This is a genomic window from Enterococcus sp. DA9 (genome assembly GCF_008000875.1).
Lineage (GTDB): Bacteria > Bacillota > Bacilli > Lactobacillales > Enterococcaceae > Enterococcus_B > Enterococcus_B lactis.
The window spans coordinates 330,263-347,748 of record NZ_CP042839.1 but is presented as its reverse complement, the minus strand read 5'-3'; the positions used below and the strand labels follow the sequence as shown (position 1 = coordinate 347,748).

The 17,486-nt window shown below is 38.1% G+C and carries 14 protein-coding genes and 2 pseudogenes; 14 read left to right on the top strand and 2 right to left on the bottom strand.

The annotated features are described in order from the left end of the window. The first annotated feature begins 171 nt into the window (after window positions 1-171). Together FTX43_RS02500 and nadE are read left to right on the top strand one after the other, a co-directional pair. A complete protein-coding gene (locus FTX43_RS02500; protein WP_002314112.1) occupies window positions 172-1,644 on the top strand; it encodes a nicotinate phosphoribosyltransferase in 1,473 nt (490 codons plus the stop codon). An 11-nt stretch (window positions 1,645-1,655) separates the two neighbouring features. Continuing rightward, window positions 1,656-2,480, top strand: a complete 825-nt coding sequence (gene nadE, locus FTX43_RS02495; RefSeq protein ID WP_002310056.1) for an ammonia-dependent NAD(+) synthetase — start codon at window positions 1,656-1,658, stop codon at window positions 2,478-2,480. A 74-nt stretch (window positions 2,481-2,554) separates the two neighbouring features. On the opposite strand, the gene FTX43_RS02490 is transcribed toward nadE, so the two are convergent. After that, the gene (locus tag FTX43_RS02490; RefSeq protein ID WP_002310057.1) at window positions 2,555-3,445 is read right to left on the bottom strand and encodes a transcriptional regulator; all 891 of its coding nucleotides are present in this window, start codon (window positions 3,443-3,445) and stop codon (window positions 2,555-2,557) included. Window positions 3,446-3,641: 196 nt separating this feature from the next. Here FTX43_RS02490 and FTX43_RS02485 point away from each other — a divergent pair, with 196 nt between their 5' ends. The 8 genes from FTX43_RS02485 to FTX43_RS02450 all read left to right on the top strand — a co-directional run bounded on the left by FTX43_RS02485 (window position 3,642) and on the right by FTX43_RS02450 (window position 12,606). Beyond that, a complete protein-coding gene (locus FTX43_RS02485; RefSeq protein WP_123838996.1) occupies window positions 3,642-5,159 on the top strand; it encodes an alpha-N-arabinofuranosidase in 1,518 nt (505 codons plus the stop codon). Next, window positions 5,131-6,420, top strand: a complete 1,290-nt coding sequence (locus FTX43_RS02480) for an ABC transporter substrate-binding protein (RefSeq protein WP_002310059.1) — start codon at window positions 5,131-5,133, stop codon at window positions 6,418-6,420. Before FTX43_RS02485 ends, FTX43_RS02480 begins: the two co-directional genes overlap by 29 nt. Before the next feature lie 174 nt (window positions 6,421-6,594). Further along, window positions 6,595-7,491, top strand: coding sequence for a carbohydrate ABC transporter permease (locus FTX43_RS02475; RefSeq protein ID WP_002335207.1), 897 nt, complete (start codon window positions 6,595-6,597; stop codon window positions 7,489-7,491). Between the two features lie 13 nt (window positions 7,492-7,504). Further along, a complete protein-coding gene (locus FTX43_RS02470) occupies window positions 7,505-8,368 on the top strand; it encodes a carbohydrate ABC transporter permease (protein ID WP_002310062.1) in 864 nt (287 codons plus the stop codon). A 5-nt stretch (window positions 8,369-8,373) separates the two neighbouring features. Beyond that, window positions 8,374-8,937, top strand: coding sequence for a YesL family protein (locus FTX43_RS02465; protein WP_002316806.1), 564 nt, complete (start codon window positions 8,374-8,376; stop codon window positions 8,935-8,937). Between the two features lie 21 nt (window positions 8,938-8,958). Continuing rightward, window positions 8,959-10,470 carry an alpha-N-arabinofuranosidase gene (locus FTX43_RS02460; RefSeq protein ID WP_171794410.1) on the top strand — a complete coding sequence of 504 codons (1,512 nt, stop codon included), beginning with the start codon at window positions 8,959-8,961 and terminating at the stop codon, window positions 10,468-10,470. Between the two features lie 11 nt (window positions 10,471-10,481). Next, window positions 10,482-11,441 carry a family 43 glycosylhydrolase gene (locus FTX43_RS02455; protein ID WP_147606706.1) on the top strand — a complete coding sequence of 320 codons (960 nt, stop codon included), beginning with the start codon at window positions 10,482-10,484 and terminating at the stop codon, window positions 11,439-11,441. Window positions 11,442-11,526: 85 nt separating this feature from the next. Further along, window positions 11,527-12,606, top strand: a complete 1,080-nt coding sequence (locus FTX43_RS02450) for a GntR family transcriptional regulator (protein WP_002310067.1) — start codon at window positions 11,527-11,529, stop codon at window positions 12,604-12,606. Window positions 12,607-12,764: 158 nt separating this feature from the next. Here the strand turns inward: FTX43_RS02450 and FTX43_RS02445 are convergent. After that, window positions 12,765-13,514 (bottom strand): annotated as a pseudogene (locus FTX43_RS02445) (MFS transporter); the annotation flags it as partial. Window positions 13,515-13,724: 210 nt separating this feature from the next. On the opposite strand from FTX43_RS02445, the pseudogene FTX43_RS02440 reads away from it, so the two are divergent. The 4 genes and pseudogenes from FTX43_RS02440 to araA all read left to right on the top strand — a co-directional run. Beyond that, window positions 13,725-15,084: pseudogene (locus FTX43_RS02440) on the top strand (xylulokinase); the annotation flags it as partial. Window positions 15,085-15,090: 6 nt separating this feature from the next. Continuing rightward, window positions 15,091-15,384 (top strand): hypothetical protein, encoded by a 294-nt coding sequence (locus FTX43_RS15495; protein ID WP_396015390.1) that lies wholly within the window; start codon window positions 15,091-15,093, stop codon window positions 15,382-15,384. Continuing rightward, the gene (locus FTX43_RS02435) at window positions 15,341-16,039 is read left to right on the top strand and encodes an L-ribulose-5-phosphate 4-epimerase (protein ID WP_002320379.1); all 699 of its coding nucleotides are present in this window, start codon (window positions 15,341-15,343) and stop codon (window positions 16,037-16,039) included. Before FTX43_RS15495 ends, FTX43_RS02435 begins: the two co-directional genes overlap by 44 nt. Window positions 16,040-16,054: 15 nt before the next feature. Next, window positions 16,055-17,479, top strand: a complete 1,425-nt coding sequence (gene araA, locus FTX43_RS02430; protein ID WP_002291462.1) for an L-arabinose isomerase — start codon at window positions 16,055-16,057, stop codon at window positions 17,477-17,479. Window positions 17,480-17,486: the final 7 nt, after the last annotated feature.

Below are 17,486 nucleotides of genomic sequence, written 5' to 3'. Positions count from 1 at the left end.
CAACCAAACGAAAAATAGGAGGAGCTATTTTTGTTTGGCTGTTCTTATTACTTGATGCAGGACAGCTTTTTCACAACCTCTTTTTCAGAAAATAATGAAGATTTCTTTTCCTATCAATTTTTTTGTTATAATGGGTAGGAAATGAAAACTTGCCAAGAGGAGTAATACAACATGAATAATACTTACCCAGACGACAGTTTGACGCTGCATACGGATCTATATCAAATCAATATGATGCAGACATACTGGGAATTAGGTCGAGCTGATTTACATGCTGTTTTTGAATGTTATTTTCGAGAAATGCCTTTTAGCCACGGGTACGCGGTTTTTGCAGGATTGGAACGGTTAGTCAATTATTTAGAGAATCTGACGTTTAGTGATTCCGATATTGCTTACTTACGTGGCTTAGAAGTCTATCCTGAGGGTTTTTTGGAGTATTTACAAAATTTTGAATTTAAAGCAACGGTTCGTTCTGCTCGTGAAGGTGAATTAGTTTTTGCAAATGAACCATTGATCCAAGTGGAAGGTCCTTTGGCACATTGTCAGTTAGTAGAAACAGCACTGTTGAATATGGTCAATTTCCAAACGTTGATCGCGACAAAAGCAGCTCGCATCAAATCTGTGATCGGAGAAGATCCGCTCTTGGAATTTGGGACTAGACGAGCGCAAGAATTGGATGCGGCAGTTTGGGGAACTAGAGCGGCATATATCGGCGGAGCAGATGCAACAAGCAATGTACGTGCTGGAAAGATATTTGGGATACCAGCTAGTGGGACTCATGCGCATTCGTTAGTCCAATCTTATGGAAATGATTATGAAGCATTTATGGCGTATGCTAAAACCCATAAAGACTGTGTGTTCTTAGTCGATACTTATGATACGTTGAAATCAGGTGTGCCAAGTGCAATCCGCGTAGCAAAAGAATTAGGTGATAAAATCAACTTCCAAGGCGTACGTATCGACAGTGGAGATATGGCCTATATATCTAAGCGTGTTCGGGAACAATTAGATGCAGCTGGATTTACGGAAGCAAAAATTTATGCTTCTAATGACTTAGATGAAGCAACGATTTTGAATTTAAAGATGCAAAAAGCTAAAATTGATGTATGGGGTGTCGGAACAAAACTGATCACCGCTTATGATCAGCCAGCCCTTGGTGCAGTATTCAAACTAGTATCAATCGAAGATAGCGAAGGAAATATGGTGGATACGATCAAGTTATCAAGCAATGCGGAAAAAGTGACAACTCCAGGAAAAAAACAAGTATGGCGTATTACTCGAAACTCTGATGGGAAATCTGAAGGAGACTATGTCACATTATGGGATGAGGATCCTCGAGAAGAAGAAGCTATCTTTATGTTTCATCCAGTGCATACGTTTATCAATAAAACTGTTCGGGATTTTACCGCTCGCCCCGTTTTACAAGATATCTTTATCGAAGGAAAAAGAGTATACGAACTACCCGTGCTAAACGAAATCAAAGAATATACAAAAGAAAATCTAGATTCACTGTGGGAAGAGTACAAACGAGACTTGAATCCGCAAAAATATCCGGTCGATCTATCTACTGAATGCTGGAACCATAAAATGGCTACGATGGAACGAATGAAAAAAAGTGTAGCAGAACTTCATACAGAAGCATAGGAGGAGAATAAATGAGCCTGCAAACAGAAATCATCCATGAATTAGGTGTCAAACCAACAATTGATCCAACAGAAGAAATTCGTAAAAGTATTGATTTTATGAAAGCTTATTTGAAAAAATATCCGTTTCTTAAAACCTTTGTATTAGGTATTAGCGGTGGTCAAGATTCTACTTTAGCAGGTCGTTTGGCGCAACTAACGATGGAAGAAATGCGTGAAGAAACGAAAGATGAAAGCTATCAATTTATCGCTGTTCGTCTTCCTTATGGTGAACAAGCAGATGAAGAAGATGCAAAAGCTGCTCTTGACTTTATCCAGCCCGATGTTAGTCTGCGAGTAAATATCAAACCTGCTGTTGATGCACAAGTACAAGTATTAAGTGAAGCAGGTGTGGAAATCAGCGATTTTAACAAAGGAAATATCAAAGCACGACAACGAATGATTACACAATATGCCGTAGCCGGAGAAAGAGCAGGAGCTGTATTAGGGACGGATCATGCTGCAGAAAACATCACTGGTTTTTTCACGAAATTTGGTGATGGAGGAGCCGATATCTTACCATTGTTCCGTTTGAACAAACGGCAAGGGAAACAATTGCTTCAAGCATTGAATGCACCGGAAAAGCTATACACAAAAATTCCGACTGCAGATCTTGAAGATGGAAAACCAATGATTGCGGATGAAGTCGCACTAGGTGTTACGTATAACGAAATCGATGATTATCTAGAAGGAAAAGAAGTTCCCGCTCAAGCACAAGAAAAAATCGAAGCGTGGTGGAACAAGACGCAGCATAAACGTCATTTGCCAATTTCTGTTTTGGATGATTTTTGGAAATAACAATAAAATAAAAAAACAGCCGTCCCTTCATAGGGATTGGCTGTTTTTGCTTTATAAAATAGAAAAGAAAACTATCAGCTGTAGTAAACTTTTAATTTGATATCTTGGTCGTAATTACCGAATCCTTTACCAAATAAAGTACAGCCACCTACATGTTCGGCATCTTCTTTCACTTCGATTCGCAAATGCCAAGTATCTTGATCTTTAGGGATGTCGTTGATCGTGATGTCTGACAAAGGTTCCCCATTCATATTTGTCAAATGTTTGGTAATTCGGATCGTCTTCAGTAAGCCGTATTGATTAAGATTATCTGGATACCAATCAGGCGTATATTTCCCGCGGATATCAGCAAAATCTCCAGGGCTCGTCCATGTTCCTAGCTCTACGCCATTTAGGCTGAAAGTGATATCGGAAGGCCAATTGTCATTTGAAAAAGGAAATTCAGAAGAAATTTCCACAGAAACTTCCAACATTTCTAATGTATCCTCTGCATTCAAAAAATTAGGTGACTGATACTCGACAAACCCGCTGGTAAACCAGAGGATACGAGCATCCATCCTTCGAGGATCCACAAAATAGCGTGGTTCATCCACTTTTCCGATAAAGTCATGGATCGTCGCTAAACCACATGTCGGTTCAATTGCATAATTCGTATAGTGACCAATAGGTATCGATGTTTCTTTCGTGTCAAAAGCATTGAATATTTTTTCTGGGAAACTGATATCTATTTTATCGACACGAAGGCTCGAAATTTTTTGTTGTCCTATTTTCTCTGTTTTGATGATGTTCGCTTCTTCTAACTTTTTCACGTGCATCGTCGTGATCGCGCTGCTTACTCCAAGTTCTTTTGCCAAATCTTTGACATTCATCTTCTTTTTGGAAAGCAACTGAATGATCCTGATTCTTGTCTTGCTAGCTAATGCTTCATATACCGGTAAGGATTCCTCGTTTATTTGTAGTTGCATATATATCACCGCTTAAAAGGTTTTTCTTCTATATTAACATATTTATTAATGAAAGCTATATTGAATTATTTGATTTAATCTTAATTAATATTTACATTAATTATAATGGGTAAAAATAAATAGATTTAACATTTTTATTATTGACAACGCTTTCAACGGGGTGTATTATTCATGTATAAATTAAAGGAGGTCAGTTATGGAAGCCACAATGTTGATTAGTAGTGTCAAGCGTGTAGGCAAAGTTGATCCGCGGTTGTATAGTTCATTTATTGAACATATGGGACGAGCGGTATATGAAGGGATTTATCAGCCAGATCATCCATCAGCTAATGAAAGTGGATTTCGCCAAGACGTCATTCACTTAGTAAAAGAATTGAACATTCCCATGATTAGATATCCTGGTGGAAATTTTGTGTCAGGATTTCGTTGGGAAGACAGTATTGGTCCCATAGCAAGTAGACCCAAAAGGTTGGATTTAGCTTGGCGGACAATTGAAACGAATGAAGTTGGGATTCATGAATTTTATAACTGGTGTCAGCATGTAGGGGCCGAAATCAATATGGCTGTCAATCTGGGTACTCGTGGGGTAGATGCAGCTCGTAATTTAGTCGAATATTGTAATTTTCCTAAAGGAACTTATTGGAGTGATTTAAGGTGTTCGAATGGTCAAGAGAGCCCTTTTGGAATTAAGACATGGTGTTTAGGGAATGAAATGGACGGTCCTTGGCAGATTGGTCATAAAACAGCAGAAGAATATGGACGGTTAGCAGCGGAAACGGCTAAGGCGATGAAACTCGTAGATGATTCAATTGAGGTGGTTTTATGCGGAAGTTCTAATCGGCAAATGCCTACATTTGGTGATTGGGAGTTAACAGTCCTTGATCAAGCATATGATCAAATAGATTATTTGTCTCTTCATCAATATTATGGCAACCAAAAAAATGATCTTTCTCATTATCTTGCACGTTCCTTGGACATGGATCGGTTCATTTCTGAAGTGACAGCGATGTGCGATACAATCAAGGCGAAGAAACATAGTAAGAAGCAGATCAACCTGTCCTTTGATGAATGGAATATTTGGTATCATTCAGCGGAACAAGATGAGCAAGCAGCGCCTTGGCAGATTGCTCCTCCTTTACTAGAAGATAACTATAATTTTGAAGATGCATTACTATTAGGCTGTCTATTAATCACTTTATTGAAACATGCAGACAGAGTAAAGATAGCTTGTCTTGCTCAATTGGTAAATGTTATTGCACCAATCAGGACAGAAACAAACGGAGAAGCTTGGAGACAGACGATTTATTATCCATTTATGCAAGCTGCTATGTATGGACAAGGAGAGGTGTTAAGCCCACAAATTCATTCAGCAAACTATGCGACGGAAGATTTTGAAGAAGTGCCGTATTTAGAAAGTGTAGCAGTAATAAATGACAAAGAACTTGTCATATTTGCAGTTAACCGTGGAGAAGAAGAAATGAATCTAACTGTTTGCTTGTCTGAATTATCAGTAGCAGGAGTGATTGATTTTTCTGAAATGAGTGGGTTTGATACGAAAGCAACCAATCTTCCTAAAAGTGAACAAGTAAAACCAAGTCATTCAACGAATGTAAAAGCTGAAGATGGGAAAATCAATTGTTTGTTGAAACCGCTATCTTGGAATGTAGTCAGATGTTATTTATCAGATGAAGGAGGAACAAAAAATGAAAGGTAAAAAATGGTTAATTGGCTCTTTATTGGTAGTTGCAACAGGTATTTTAGGTGCTTGTGGTGGCGGAAGTTCAGCAGAATCTGATTCTGATAAAGAAGTGACTTTGACTTTTTGGAATGGGTTTACTGCATCTGATGGGGAAATATTGCAAGAAATCGTTAATGAATTTAATAAAACAAATGATAAAAACATCAAAATTGAAATGGATATCATGACTTGGGCCAATTTGAATGAAAAACTTCCTACAGCGATTTCTTCTAAAAAGGCACCTGACTTTATTGCATTAAATTATCCAGATTTTGCACAGTATGTAGAAAACGGAGCGGTACAACCATTAGACGATTTCTGGGAATATGATGGAGTAGATAAATCTGATTTTAAAGAAACGGCTGTTGAATTAGGTCAAGTAGAAGGTAAACAGTATTTTGTCCCCATGCAGGTACAAGGAATGTATATGTATTGGAATAATGATTTGTTTAAACAAGCTGGTTTAGACACTGAACAACCACCTACTACTTGGGAAGAATTGACAGAAATGGCACCACAATTAACTGATAGTAGTAAAAATGTATCAGGTTTTGTCTTCAATAAGGATGGAACTGCACCATTATATAACTGGATGTTAGCAAATGGCGGTAAATTAGTGAACGATGATTATACTAAGTCTGAATTTGCCTCTCCTGAGAACCTTAAAACGTTAAAAGCGATCCAAAAAATGATTCATGTAGACAAGACTGGCCCAGAATCGATTTCTGGCGCCGAAATGGACAATTTAATGAATGCTGGTCAACTAGCCATTGAAATCAATGGGCCATGGTTAAATAACGGATTGAAAGCAAACGAGATTGATTATAATGTGACTACCTTACCACAAGGGAGTGACTCGGACAAAAAAACAGCTATTTTAGATGGCGTAGGATATGCCATTCCGGCAAGTACAGATAATAATAAAAAAGAAGCTATCTATGAGTTTTTGAAATATTGGAATACAACTGAAATTGGTAAAAAATGGAGTATCGAAAATGGGTTTCCTGCCTACTTGGATTCAGTAGCAAAAGATGAAGAAGTCAAAAATGATCCTATTGTTTCTGAATTATCGAAACAAATGGACTATGCAGAGCCATATTTACCAGGTTTTACCCAAATCTCTGCGATTAATAACGATATCATCAACCCATTGATTGAAAAATTATTAGCGGGAGAAGACCCTGAGAAACTCATGAACGATGCAGATGATGCCATCAATCAATTATTGCAAAAATAGTACAGACCTTTATATAGGATAGACTGTTAACAAGATACAGATATCTGAATGATCGACGTAGTGTTTGCAGATAGGTGTTATTGCAGAAATCACAGCGATCGTTCGGATATCTTATTCAGATTCGATTAAACCAAGCTCGTATATTTTATCAAAATGAAAGATGAGGTGGACTATATGAACGGATTCACCAAATATTGGAATCGCCCTGAACGTGCTGCGTATTTGTTTTTGACTCCATCTTTTTTAGTTTTATTATTATTTACTGTCATACCGCTTTTAGGAACATTTGCTATTAGTTTTACAGATTTGAATATTTTCTTTACATCAAGAAATTTTGTAAGTTTTGAAAATTTCACACGTATATTTAGTGATGAACGAGCAGTTAATTCGTTGATTCATTCTTTATATTTTACCGTACTTGAAACGCCAACACAAATTATTGTTGGTTTATTAGCAGCAGTAGCATTATCTAAAAATACCAGATTCAATCGGTTTTGTCGTTCAACGTTTTACATTCCAGTTATTTGTTCATTGACGTCAATTGCGATTATTTTTTCTATGTTACTTGATCCGAATGTAGGGGCGATTCCTTACTTGTTTTCACAAGTCGGCTTGCCGATTCCTCAATTTTTTCGCGATCCAACTCTTGCCATGCCAACTGTAGCCATCATGACTGTTTGGAAGAATTTTGGTGTTACTATGACGATTCTCTTGACTGCTATTCAGGGAATCTCTCCCTCTTTGTATGAATCTGCTCAAATGGATGGTGCAACAAATCGGCAGCAGTTTTTTAACATTACACTACCTCAGATCGTTCCCTCCTTAGGTTTTTGTGTTTTAACGAATCTGATTGGTTCGATGCAAGTGTTTGACCAAGTATATGTTGCAACCGCTGGTGGCCCACAATTTAAGACAGAAACAGCTGTTCAATATATTTACAGTCGAGGATTTACAGCACCTTATGAATTGGGCTATGCATCAGCATTGTCTTCGGTTTTGTTTATCATTGTTGCAACTATAGCTATCTCCACTAATGTGTACATGTCACGGAAAGAAAAACAAATGAAATAGGAGGGAACTCTGTATGGCACCAGAAAGCTCGATTACAGTTACTGTGAATAAGAGGAAAGCAGTTAGTGGTAAAAAAATCATTCGAACGATTAGTATGCTAATTATATTGTTTGTTATTGCTTTTCCTTTTTTGTGGCTGATTATTTCTTCTTTTAAACACGAAAAAGACATTATCTCATTTCCGCCTAGAATATTTGCAGACAGCTATACCCTAGATAACTATATTAAGGTTTGGACAACGATCCCTTTATTAGATTACATCAAAAATACAGTAATTTTTGCTGGAGGGACAGTGATTACTTCTGTATTCTTTGATTCTCTTGCGGGGTACGCATTTGCTCGTATGCGTTTCAAAGGGAAATCAGTTTTGTTCTATTTCGTTTTACTGACAATGATGATCCCATTCCAAGTCTTCATGATTCCTCTATTTATTGAAGTCAATTTGCTTGGCATGCTTGATACTTATGCAGGTTTAATCATTCCTCGTATGACAACTGCATTTGGTATCTTCATGATGCGCTCCTTTTTTATCACTTTACCAGATTCTTTGGAAGAGGCAGCACGCATTGATGGACTAAGTGAGTTTAATATTTTTTTGAAAATCATGTTGCCATTGAGCAAACCTACTCTTTTATCATTAGGGATTTTCACGCTGATGAATAGTTGGAATGACTTGCTTTATCCATTGATATTGACAAGTAGTTCAAAAATGAGAACTTTACCAGCAGGGCTAGCTTTATTTACGGGGCAGAACATTTCTTTCTATGGACCTGTAATGGCTGGAACGGTTATTTCAATGTTGCCATTACTAGTGGTTTATATTTTTGCACAGAAATATTTTGTTCAAGGAACAGCTATGTCTGGAATGAAAGAGTGAGGAAGATGAAAATAGTTGAGACAAAATTTTATGGACAGTTGATTGTGGTTTCTGATTACATCTTATTAGGAATTCTCTGGGTAATCGTGTGTTTGCCGGTTATTACTATCGTGCCTGCTACATGTGCTGTTTTTTATGTAATGGCGCAATGGAAAGGTAAGGAATCAGGACACATCATTTATTTTTTCTTTCAAGGAATGAAGCAACATTTTGGTAAGAACTTGTTCCTTAGTATGTTAACGACCGTTATTTATTTTCTTGTTAATCAATTATTAGAAGAACAGACAATCGGACTTTCAATTAGTGGATATGTAGTTTCACTTATTTATTCCATGTTTCTTTTATCCTGGGTATATGTGATTTCTGAAAATAAAGATACTTCGTTTCTACAAATTTTTGAACAAAGTACATGGAAAGTATTTTTTGATTTTTTGAGAAATATTCTTTGTTGCGCTTTGTTATTAGGTTTTGTACTACTCATATTTCTTTTTCCTCCGTTTATTTTTATCTTTGCTGGTGGCGTTTGGAAACTTGTATCTATTATCTTGACTATAGGAAATGAAAGGTAGGGAAAGCTGTTGGACGAAGAAATAAAAGTAAAAATCAGAGAGGATTTTACAGTAGGAGAGATCAGTTCTCGGCTGTTTGGCTCATTTGTTGAACATATGGGAAGTGTCGTCTATACAGGGATTTATGAACCGAGCCATGAAACAGCTGATGGTGACGGGTTTAGACAAGATGTCCTCTCTTATGTAAAGGAATTGGAATTAGGTGTCATTCGCTATCCTGGAGGGAACTTTACATCTGGTTATGATTGGTTGGATACTATAGGTAGGAAAGAACGGCGACCAAAAAAGATTGATTTAGCATGGCGAGGTATAGAACCAAATTCTTTTGGAATCCACGAATTTTTTAAATGGATCAGTCATGTACAAGCGGAACCGATATTCACAGTGAATTTAGGAACAAAAGGAATCGATGAAGCAAAAAATTTAGTAGAATATTGTAATTTTCCAAAAGGAACCTTCTGGAGTGATTTGAGAATAAAAAACGGGCAAAAAAAACCTTTTGGCGTTAAATTATGGTGTTTAGGGAATGAGCTAGATGGGCCATGGCAAGTGGGTGCTAAGAGTGCTTATGAATATGGTAGGTTAGCAAATGAAGCCTCGAAAGTCATGAAGTTAGTAGATGATTCAATTGAAACAATCTTAGTTGGAAGCTCTACGCCACGTTTACCATCGTACCCTGAATGGGATCGTATCGCATTAGAAGAAGCATATGAGAACGTAGATTATTTAGCTTTGCATAACTATATTGACAAGTATGATGAAGAAGACTTGACTAAACCTCCTAAAAATGAGCGTGATGATACAGCGACATACCTGGCAAAAGCTTATCGATTCGATCGTCAAATTGAAGAGATCGTTGCTACTTGTGATTATGTAAAAGGATATTTGAGAAGTGAGAAAACAATGTATCTAGCGTTCGATGAATGGAACGTACATGCCCAACCGGAAAAAAGACACAGGGATTTTGAAATCGGTAGTCCCATTGATTGGTGTTACTTTACTATGGAGGATACATTATTATTTGGTTCATTAGGATTGGCTATTTTACGACATGCAGATCGCGTAAAGATTAGTTGTCAATCATTGTTAGTAAACACAATACCTTTAATACTAACAGATGCTAAAGGCCAAGCATGGAAGAATCCAACTTACTATGTGATGCAACACTTATCGAAATATGCTAAAGGTCAAGTATTGGAACAACAAATCATTTGCCCTGTTTATGATTGTGAAAAGATAAAAAAAGTTCCTTATGTAGACAGTGTGGTCGTAGATAACGGCAATCAACTGACTATTTTCTTGATTAATCGCACTAATGAACAACAAAATGTAACGATTGAACATGATTTTAATTTGCTAGATCAAGGAGAGCACTACACATTGACCAGTAGTGATCTATTGGACAAAAATACACGTGAAGAACCAGAAAAGATAAAACCTGAAATAAACTATTTTTCAATAGAAAAACATGACGAGTTAAATGTAGGGATAGAAAAATACTCTTGGAATGTAATTAGAATAAAGAAAATGTGAGGAAATTTGTTATGATGAAGACACTTTATAATAATCCTATCGTTCAGCAACGGGCAGATCCTTGGGTATATAAACATACAGATGGTTATTATTATTTTACAGGATCGGTTCCCGGCTACCAAGTGATTGAATTAAGAAGGGCAAAGTCACTGAATGAATTAGAACATGCTGAAAGCCTGATTGTATGGCAGGCTCATGAAGAAGGACCGATGAGTGAATTGATCTGGGCACCTGAAGTCCATTATATCAATGGAAAATGGTACATTTACTTTGCTGCAAGCAATCATAAAACCATACGTGATGAATCCCATCATCACCGCATGTTCGTACTTGAAAATCAGCATATGGATCCAATGAATACAGATTGGATAGAAAAGGGACAAATAAAAACGAAAAGGGAAACTTTCAGTTTAGATGGAACAACTTTCTCTTCTCAGGGAAAGCTATATTACGTGTGGGCTCAACAAGATCCTGAAATTGCTGGGAATTCTAATCTTTATCTATCCGAAATGGCTAATCCTTGGACGTTAAAGGGAGAGCAACTCCTCCTTTCTATACCTGAGTATGAATGGGAAAAACGGGGTTTTTCAGTAAATGAAGGTCCAGCAGTCCTTACTCGTAATGGGAAAATATTCATTACGTATTCTGGTAGTGCAACGGATGAAAACTATGCCATGGGTCTGCTGTGGGCTGATGAGCACAAGAATCTTTTATTAAATGAATCATGGCATAAATTATCGGAGCCAGTATTCGTTTCTTCTGAAAAAAATAAGCAATTTGGGCCTGGTCACAACTCGTTTACGATTTCAGAAGATGGATGCTTTGATATTTTGATTTATCATGCTCGACCAGAGAAGAACCAAAAAGGGGATCCATTAGACAATCCCAATCGGCACGCGAACGCGCAATGCTTTACGTGGAATGAGCAAGGATTTCCAGAATTTGATGAACCTGTACCGTATGACTTATGAGAACAAGAAACCTTGATTTTTGCTTGAATAAACCTTGCAGACTCGTTATGATATATGTACGTACAAATAAAAAGGGGCAAGGTAAATGGCAAAATATCAAGACATTGCAGATGAGATAAAACAAAAGATCCTTCATGAGGAATACGAAGTAAATACAACCATTCCTTCAGAATTCAAGCTGCAAGAAATATATGCCGTCAGCAGACATACGATTCGGCAAGCAATCGCTGTGTTGGTAAATGAGGGCTATCTGCGTAAAGAAAAAGGATCGGGCACATATGTAGATGACAGCTATAAGAAAGAAAAAACACCATTGAACAGAACAAAAACGATCGGTGTCATCACCACATATCTCTCTGATTATATTTTTCCGTCGATTATCCGAGGAATCGAAAACGAATTACGAGAATCTGGGTATTCATTGCTTTTAGCCAGTACGAATAACGATCACGAATTGGAGAAAGAGTGTTTGAAGAAAATGATTGCTTATGGAGTAGATGGTTTAATCGTTGAGCCTACGAAAAGTAATCAGTATAACCCAAACTTAGCACTTTATGTTGCTTTGAGAGAAAAAGGCATTCCGATGGTGATGATCAATGCTGCTTATGAAGAGTTAAATGCCTCTTATATTTGTTTAGATGATGTGAAAGTCGGTTTTATGGCAGCAGAATATTTGATAAAAAAAGGACATCAACGTCTGTTGTTCATCACAAAAATCGACGATCTTCAAGGAAAATACAGGATGAAAGGTTTTATCAGCGCGTGTGAACAGTATAATGTGCGATTTTTGACAAAAGATATCATTACTTTCACCACGGAAACACGAGAAACAATTGCTGAAAAAACAGTACAACGGTTGAAAGAAGAACAAGCTTTAGATGGCATCATTTGCTATAACGATCAAATAGCTAGTTTATTGCTAGATAAGTTGACAGAAAATGGCTATCATATTCCAGATGACCTATCGATCGTAGGAACAGACGATTCTTCTTTAAGCCATTTAGGAAATAAAAAATTGACAACATTGACTCATCCAAAAGAAAAGTTGGGACAAGATGCCGCACGGTGGATCGTCACAACGATTGAAAAAGGACAGGTACAGCCGAATATTCTTTATGAGCCTGTACTAGTTGAACGGGAAACAGTAAAAGAAAACGAAAAATAAGAGACGGGTTTTTACCGCCTCTTATTTTTTATATCAATTTGGGGCTGTGACAAAAATCATCAAACATGAGAAACTGTTTTTTGAACTTGGTCCTTGTGACTCGAAACTAAGCGGTTCCTTCTTATTTCTTGAAGCTGACCACTTCTGTCACGACCACTTTAAGAATGATGGATAGAAATACGTTTAGGATAAGTTTTTTTAGATGCACTTTGTTCGATTCCCTCTAAAGATTTCCCACGAGTCTCCGGTACGATCTCTTGAATAAATAAAACTCCTAAAAAGCAGATGATCCCAAAAATACCAAAAACGATTTCTTGAGACATAGAAGCAGTCATCACAGGAAAAAGCAAGCCGACTAGGAAAGAACCAATCCAATTAAAAGAAGAGGTCAGGCCAGATGCTCGCCCGCGGACAGCTAATGGGAATATTTCGCCTACGATTACCCATGTCAGTGGAGCCCATGTGCAAGAATAAAATGCGACATAAATACATAAAAACAAGAGAATTAACAACGAATTTGTATGAGCATCCAGTACAGTTCCTAAAACAGCTGGTAGGATGAAAGAAAGTCCCATCACGCTACCGCCTATTTTCAATAAAGTTCGCCGATTGAACTTGTCTGCAATAACCAAAAAGAGCAAAGAACCAGCAACTAAAATGATTCCTTGGATGATCGGCCACATCAATGCATCGCTCGCTGCATGCCCAGTCGCTTTTTCTACGAACAGCGGAATATAGTAAAAAATAGCATTAGCTCCTTGAAATTGCTGGAATACTGCTACACCAATACCGGCAATAACTAACGAACGATACTTTTCTAAAAACAAAGTATGCCAAGAAGTTACGGTTGTCTTTTCTTGTTTGACATTCAGCTGGATTTGTTCGAATTCCTGTTCAGCTTCGTATTCTCTCCTTCTAGAATTTCGAGAAGGCGGCTGATCAGATTTTGTAAGCAATTTCATTCTATAACTTATGTACGTACAAAACAAGCGTTTTTTATTATATTCTTGAAAATAACCACTTGACATGTACGTACAAAAGTATACAATAATCATTGTAAGCGCTACTAAAAAAGACGGTTTGATCAGGTTTGACGAGAAGGAGGGAGTTAAATCATTATGAAGGAAGTAAATGCGCAAAGTATGTTAGATGTCATAGATGGTCGTACATCTTTAGGAATTGAGTTTGGATCAACTAGAATCAAAGCTGTATTGATTGATTCATCTTTTACTCCTATTGCCGCTGGTAGTTATGAGTGGGAAAACAAACTAGAAAATGGTATCTGGACCTATTCATTAGAAGATATTTGGAAAGGACTGCGCGTCAGTTACCGAAAAATGGCAGCAGAAGTATTCGAAATCTATGGCGAGAATCTTACAACGATCGGGTCGATTGGGTTCAGTGCAATGATGCACGGTTATCTAGCTTTTGATAGCAAGGAACAGTTACTAGTACCATTTCGTACTTGGCGGAATACAATCACTGAAGAAGCAGAACGAATATTAACGGAAAAATTCCAATACAATATTCCGCAGAGATGGAGTATCGCTCATTTGTATCAAGCTATCTTGAATAAAGAAGAACATGTGAGAGAAATTAATTTTTTGACAACGCTTGCAGGATATGTTCATTGGCAGCTTACTGGTGAGAAAGTACTAGGCGTAGGAGATGCATCAGGCATGTTTCCTATCGATCCTTCAACGAAAACCTATCATCAAGAAATGAAAAATATTTTTGGTCAGTTAGTCGAAAAAGAGCATGTAGCGATTGATTTGGATCACATTTTGCCTAAAGTTCTAGTAGCAGGAAAAGAAGCTGGCAAGTTAAGCGAATCAGGGGCTTATCTGATTGACCCTACGGGAAACCTGAAGCCAGGAATCCCGATTTGTCCGCCAGAAGGAGATGCAGGAACCGGTATGGTCGCTACGAATAGTGTAGCCAAACGCACAGGGAACATTTCGGCTGGTACTTCCGCCTTCGCTATGATCGTATTAGAAAAAGAACTAGAAAATGTCCATCCGGAAATCGACATGGTCACTACACCTTCAGGAGAACTAGTAGGCATGGTTCATACGAATAACTGCTCTTCGGATATCAATGCTTGGGTCAGTATTTTTGAAGAATTTACCAATTCTTTGGGTATGGAGATAAGCAGAGATAAATTATTCACGGTATTATTCAATAAAGCGCTAGAAGGCGATACGGATTGCGGGGATTACTTTCTTATGGTTATTTTTCCGGTGAAAACATTACAGGAGTAAATGAAGGAAGGCCATTATTTGTACGTACACCAGGTAGCCGTTTTGATTTAGCGAATTTCATGCGAATCCATTTAGCCAGTGCTTTTAGCGCAATGAGAATCGGAATGGATATATTGAAATCTGAGGATGTCCAAATTGATCGTTTAGTGGGGCATGGGGGATTTTTAAAACACCAGAAGCTGGACAGCGGATTCTAGCATCTGCTATGGAGGCACCAGTTACAGTGATGGACACAGCCGGAGAAGGTGGAGCGTGGGGGATCGCGTTATTAGCAGCCTATATGATAGATCAGCATGGGAAATCTTTAGAAAACTTCTTGGCAGAAGACGTGTTTGGACAAGACCAAGGAATCACCATCACACCTTCAGCAGAAGAAATAGCAGGCTATCAGATATTTATGAGTCGTTACCGTGAGGGGATCGACATTGAAAAAACAGCGATTCATCAATTGCAAGAAAAAGGAGTGATAGAAAATGCTGGAACAACTGAAAGAAGAAGTATACCAAGCAAATCTTGACTTGCCTAAACACGGACTTGTCAAATATACATGGGGAAATGTGAGCGCTTTTGATCCTGAAACACGATATTTCGTTATCAAACCTAGCGGGGTCAGTTATGAAGAGATGACAGCAGACGACATGGTCGTTGTGGACTTGGACAATCATATCATTGAAGGTAAACTCAATCCCTCTTCGGATACGCCTACTCATGCTGTTTTATATCGTTCATTTCCTCAAATCGGAGGAATCGTCCATACTCACTCGACATGGGCGACGATCTGGGCACAAGCAGGATTGGATGTTCCTGCGATGGGGACGACGCATGCAGATACTTTTTATGGATCGGTACCTTGTGCTCGATTTTTGACACAACAGGAAATCGACAGCGGGTACGAATATGAAACAGGAAAAGTTATCATAGAAACATTCAAAGAACGCAAAATTGATCCCTTAGCAATTCCAGGGGTACTTTTACACGGACACGGTCCATTTACTTGGGGGAAAGATGCGCAAAGTGCAGTAATGAACGCAGTCGTACTAGATGAAGTATGCAAGATGAATTTATTTACCAGACAGCTTAATTCATTTTCAGAAGAGCTGCCTCAACGGATTTTAGATAAACATTATTTACGAAAACACGGAAAAAATGCGTATTACGGACAACACAAATAAAAGGAGTGGCTAATTATGTTGAATATTGGAGAAAAAGAATTTTGGTTTGTTGTAGGATCACAGCATTTATATGGGGAAGAAGCACTGCGAGAAGTAAAGAAACATGCACAAGAAATGGTTGATGAATTGAATGAAAACGGCCAATTGCCTTATCCTATCCGCCTTCAAGAATTAGCAGTTACCGCTGACACGATCACAAAAATCATGAAAGAGGTCAATTATCGAGAAGAAGTAGCAGGTGTGATCACTTGGATGCATACTTTCTCACCAGCAAAAATGTGGATCCGTGGGACAAAGCTTCTACAAAAACCATTGCTTCATTTAGCTACGCAATATAACGAAAGCATTCCTTGGAAAACGATCGATATGGATTTCATGAATTTAAATCAATCCGCTCATGGTGACCGCGAATATGGGTTCATCAATGCTCGATTAAATAAACAAAATAAAATCGTCGTTGGCTACTGGAAACGACCTGAGATTCAAAAAGAGATTGCTGATTGGATGGATGTTGCAGTAGCCTATAATGAAAGTTTTGGAATAAAAGTGGCTCGTTTTGGTGACAACATGAGAAACGTGGGTGTCACAGAAGGAGACAAAGTGGAAGCACAGATTCAATTTGGTTGGACTGTTGATTATTTTGGTATCGGAGATCTTGTACAAGTAATCGATCGCGTATCAGACGAAGAAGTCGAACAATTATTTGAAGAGTACAAGGAATTGTATACCTTCGACTATGGTGATTATGAAGAAAAGACATGGGAAGAACATGTAAAAGTACAAGCTCAGCAGGAAATCGGTATTCGCCGTTTCTTAGAAGAAGGAGGCTATAACGCTTTTACGACTAATTTTGAAGACCTTTATGGAATGAAACAACTGCCTGGACTAGCTGTACAACGTTTGATGGCAGAAGGATACGGTTTTGCTGGGGAAGGCGACTGGAAAACTGCAGCGATTGATCGGTTGCTGAAAATCATGGCTCGAGGAAAAGATACAGGATTCATGGAAGATTATACTTACGAGCTAGCTAGTGGCCAAGAAGCAATCTTGGAATCCCATATGATGGAAGTAGATCCGACGCTTGCTGCGACGAAACCAAGAATCGTTGTTTCTCCTTTATCAATGGGAGATAGAGAAGATCCGGCGCGTCTTGTATTTGATGGGAAAGCAGGAGAAGGGGTAGTCGTATCGATGGCAGACTTCGGTACGCATTATAAACTGCTGATCAATGAAGTAGAAGCCTTTGAACCCACAACTGAAGCACCTAATTTGCCTGTTGCACGTGTGCTATGGAAAACTAAACCGAATTTCCATGAAGGTGTCCATTCATGGATTCAGGCAGGTGGCGGTCATCATACCGTTGTCTCGCTAAATCTAACAACAGATCAAATTGAAACATGGGCAAAATTAGTTGAGTTGGAAACCGTTGTTATTAGATAAAAAGAGG